Raw genomic sequence first — 4,457 nt, forward strand, 5'->3', positions numbered from 1 at the left:
TGTCGGGGGCGGTCCGCGGTTATGGTGAATCCATGCAGGTCAACCAGTCGGGCAAGCTGACCAACGTCTGTTACGACATCCGCGGGCCGGTGCTGAAGCGCGCCAAGCAGCTGGAGGCCGAGGGCAGCAAGATCCTCAAGCTGCACATCGGCAACCCGGCCCCGTTCGGGTTCGAGGCCCCGCCCGAGCTGCTCCAGGACATGATCCGCAACCTGCCGGAGGCGCACGGCTACAGCGACTCCAAGGGCATCCTCGCCGCGCGCCGCGCCATCGTGCAGCGCTTCGAGGACAGCGGCGTGTCCGGCGTCGACGTCGAGGACGTCTACCTCGGCAACGGCGTATCCGAGCTCATCGTCATGACCCTGCAGGCGCTGCTCAACGACGGCGACGAGGTCCTCATCCCGGCGCCCGACTACCCGCTGTGGACGGCGTCGGTCTCGCTGTGCGGCGGCACCCCCGTCCACTACCGGTGCGACGAGGACGACGGCTGGCAGCCGAGCCTGGACGACATCGAGGCGAAGATCGGCGACCGGACCCGCGCGATCGTCATCATCAATCCGAACAACCCCACCGGCGCCGTCTACTCGCGCGAGGTCCTGTCCCGCATCGTCGAGGTCGCGCGCCGCCGCAACCTGCTGGTCTTCGCCGACGAGATCTACGACCGGATCCTCTACGACGACGCCGAGCACGTGCCGATCGCGTCCCTGGCGCCCGACCTGCTCTGCCTCACCTTCGGCGGGCTGTCGAAGAACTACCGGGTCGCCGGGTTCCGGTCGGGCTGGGTCGTGCTGTCCGGGCCGAAGGAGCACGCCGAGTCCTACATCGAGGGCCTCGACATCCTCGCCAACATGCGGCTGTGCCCGAACGTCCCCGGCCAGCACGCCATCCAGGCCGCGCTCTTCGGCTACCAGAGCATCGACGACCTCGTCCTGCCGACCGGGCGCCTCGGCGAGCAGCGCGACCGCGCGTGGAAGCTGCTGAACGACCTGCCGGGCGTGAGCTGCGTCAAACCGCGGGGCGCCCTGTACGTCTTCCCGCGCCTCGACCCGGAGATGTACCCGATCGAGGACGACATGCGGTTCGCCCTCGACCTGCTCGAACAGCAGAAGCTCCTCGTCGTCCAGGGGACGGGCTTCAACTGGCCGGCCACCGACCACTTCCGCGTCGTCACCCTCCAGTACGCCGACGACCTGGAGGACGCCGTCGGCCGCATCGGCGAGTTCCTGGAGACCTACCGCCGCTGAGTCACCCCTGCGCGGCGGCGTCGAGGCGGCGGAGCGCGCCGCGGACCACGTCCGGGTCGGTCGTCGCCCAGAACGGCGGCAGCGAGTTCTTCAGGAATCCGCCGTAGCGGGCCGTGGCGAGCCGCGGGTCGAGGACGGCGACGACGCCGCGGTCGTCCATCGACCGCAGCAGCCGGCCCGCGCCCTGCGCGAGCAGCAGCGCGGCATGCGTCGCGGCGACCGCCATGAACCCGTTGCCGCCGCGCGCCGCGACCGCCCGCGACCGCGCCGACGACACCGGGTCGTCCGGGCGCGGGAACGGGATGCGGTCCATGATGACGAGCTGCAGCGACGGGCCGGGCACGTCCACGCCCTGCCAGAGCGACAGGGTGCCGAACAGGCAGGTCCGCTCGTCCTCGGCGAACTGCTTCACCAGCAGGGACGTGGAGTCCTCGCCCTGGCACAGCAGCGGATGCGTCAGGTGGTCCTTCAGCTCGTCGGCGGCCTGCCGCGCCGCCCGCATCGAGGAGAACAGGCCCAGCGCCCGCCCGCCCGCCGCCTCGATCAGCTCGGTGATCTCGGTGAGGTAGGCGTCGGCGAGACCGTCCCGCCCCGGCTGCGGCAGGTGCCGCGCGACGTACAGGATGCCGGCCTTCGGATGGTCGAACGGTGAGCCGACGTCCAGCCCGGACCATACGACCTTCGTTTCTTCGCCCTTCTCCGTCGCGGTCCGCGCGAGCCCTTCCGCGGCGGTCTTGGCGTCCCGGGAGGCCTTCTCGTCCAGCGGCGGCAGGCCCCACTGGCGTGCGAGCGGCTCGAACGACCCGCCGAGCGTCAGCGTCGCCGACGTCAGGATCGCGGTGCGCTGCTCGAACAGCGTCGCCCGCAGCAGGCCGCCGACCCCGATCGGCGCCACGTGCAGTGCCGGGGGACGCTTCGGGCGGCCGTCCTGCACGAACGGCTTCTCCACCCACACCACGTCGAAGCGCTGCGCCATCTCGGGCTGGAACGCCTCCAGCATCCGCACGGCCGTGTCATGGAGCTCCTCCAGCGACGACCGCGCCGCCTTGCGCGCGGCCATGTCACCGGGATCGGAGTCCTTCTTCTCCGGCCCGATCGCCGTGATGCACGCGTGCGCGGCGTCGCGCACCACCGCGAGGGTGTTGCCCAGAGCAGACGGGAGGACGTCCATACGCCCCTGGGGCAGATCCTCCAGCAGGATGCCGAGGCCCTCGGCGGCCTCTTTCAGCCGGTCCGCGACGGCCTCTTCGATCAACCGTCCGCAGCGCCGGGCGGTGGTCTCCACCCCGGTCGCGCTCACATCCCCCGTGGCCACCGACGTCACCCGGTCGACCAGCTCATGGGCCTCGTCCACGATGACGACATCGTGCTCGGGAAGGACCTGGAACTCCTCCAGGGCATCGATGGCCAGCAGCGCATGGTTGGTGACCACGATGTGCGCCTCGCCCGCCTCGGCCCTGGCGAGCTCGGCGAAGCACTCCGTCCCGTGCGGGCAGCGCTGCGCGCCCAGGCACTCCTTCGCCGTCACGGCCACCTGCCGCCACGCCTGCTCGCTCACGCCGGGCACCAGCTCGTCCCGGTCGCCGGTGCGGGTCTCCTCGGCCCACTCGTTGAGCCGCTTGACCTGCCGTCCCAGCGACGAGAGCTGCTGCGGGTCGAAAAGACTCGGCCCGTCCTCCTCTTCAGGGACTCCGGTCTGCACCCGGTGCAGGCAGAGGTAGTTCCGGCGGCCCTTGAGGATCGCGAACTTCAGCTCCGTCCCGAGCATCGGCCCGAGCGCCTCCGCCAGCCGGGGCAGGTCGCGGTCGACGAGCTGCCGCTGCAGCGCGATCGTCGCCGTCGACACCACCACCGTCGTCTGCTTCTCCACCGCGTGGCGGATCGCCGGAACGAGATAGGCGAGCGACTTGCCCGTCCCCGTGCCGGCCTGTGCGGCGAGATGCTCCCCGGCGTCGATCGCCTGCTCCACCGCGCGCGCCATCTCCACCTGCCCCGGGCGCTCGGCACCCCCGATGGACGCGACGGCCGCGGCGAGAAGGGTCGCCATGTCCGGAATCTGGGTATCGCTGCCGGTCAGCAGATCAGGGGTGGGCACGCCGCCCAACGCTACCGCCCCCGGCCGACACCCGCGTCCCGTCACGGCCAACAGCCCGTCCGCCGGGCGCCCGGCCGCGAAGTTATCCACAATCAGGCGAGCCGCCGCCGGCCGCACGGCGGGGCTGCGAACGTCGACGTCATGGCACCTCTCGTGATCCGCACAGCCCAGGACGCCATCGCGGCCGTCCCGTACCTGCTGGGCTTCCACCCGTCCCGCAGCCTGGTCGTCATCGGCTTCGAGGGCCGCGATCGCGGCACCTGCGCGATCCGGCTCGACTTACCGGCCGCCGGCGCCGCCGGCCGGGTGGCCGCGCTCCTCGCCGCCAACGGCTTCACCCGCTCCCTGCTCCTCGGCTACGGCCCGGCCGCCGAGGTCGAGGAATCGGCCGGCCCGGTACGCGAGGCCCTCGCCTCCGCCGGCGTCCCCGCCGCCGAGGCGATCCGCGTCGCCGACGGCCGCTGGTGGTCGCTCACCTGCCGCGCCGACTGCTGCCCGCCCGAGGGCACCCCGTACGACAGCTCCGCCAGCGTCCTCGCCGCCCAGGCGACCTATGCGGGCCACGTCGCGCTCGCCGACCGCGCCGAACTCGTCCGCTCCGTCCAGCCCCTGGACGGCCCCGCCCGCATTGCGCTGCGGGAAGCCACCGCGAGAGCCGAAAAGCGCCACCTGGCCCAAGGCCGCACCACCGAGGAGGACCTGGCCTTCGTTCTGACGCTGCTCACCCACGTCCACACCGGCATAAGACCCACCGACGACGAGGTCGCCCGGCTCGGCTTCCTCCTCACCGACCTCCGCCTGCGCGACGAGGCATGGATCCGCATCGACGAGGAGGCCCCGGCCGCCGACATCGCCTTCTGGCGCGACATCGTGCGCCGCGTAGAGACCGCGTACGCCCCCGCCCCCGCGTCCCTCCTGGCCTTCGCCGCCTACTCCGCGGGCGACGGCGGCCTCGCCAACGTGGCCCTGGAGCGCGCCCTGGACGCCGACCCCGCCTACTCGATGGCCGTCATCCTCCGCGAGGTGATCAATGCCGGCATCCCGCCCTCCCAACTCCGCCTCCGCATGACCTCCGAAGACCTGGCCGCCGCCTACGACCACCCCCGCAAAGCCGGCTG

General features: G+C 72.1%; 3 protein-coding genes. 2 read left to right on the top strand and 1 reads right to left on the bottom strand.

Annotated elements, in window-relative coordinates:
• Positions 1–1,244: pyridoxal phosphate-dependent aminotransferase (locus E1284_RS38745; RefSeq protein WP_341770471.1), on the top strand; the 1,244-nt coding region annotated here is incomplete at its 5' end.
• 1 nt (position 1,245) lies between these two features.
• Here E1284_RS38745 and E1284_RS38750 read toward each other — a convergent pair.
• The gene (locus E1284_RS38750) at positions 1,246–3,291 is read right to left on the bottom strand and encodes an ATP-dependent DNA helicase (RefSeq protein WP_207924207.1); all 2,046 of its coding nucleotides are present in this window, start codon (positions 3,289–3,291) and stop codon (positions 1,246–1,248) included.
• A gap of 189 nt (positions 3,292–3,480) precedes the next feature.
• Between E1284_RS38750 and E1284_RS38755 the strand changes: the two genes are divergently transcribed.
• A partial coding sequence (locus E1284_RS38755) for a DUF4192 domain-containing protein (RefSeq protein WP_131945115.1) occupies positions 3,481–4,457 on the top strand: 977 nt, incomplete at its 3' end.

Source organism: Actinomadura bangladeshensis (assembly GCF_004348335.1).
In the GTDB taxonomy this organism is placed as follows: Bacteria; Actinomycetota; Actinomycetes; order Streptosporangiales; family Streptosporangiaceae; genus Spirillospora; species Spirillospora bangladeshensis.

Coding starts and splice junctions, on each gene's coding strand:
- E1284_RS38750 (WP_207924207.1), bottom strand. CDS start 3,291: ATGGCGACCCTTCTCGCCGCGGCCGTCGCGTCCATCGGGGGTGCCGAG.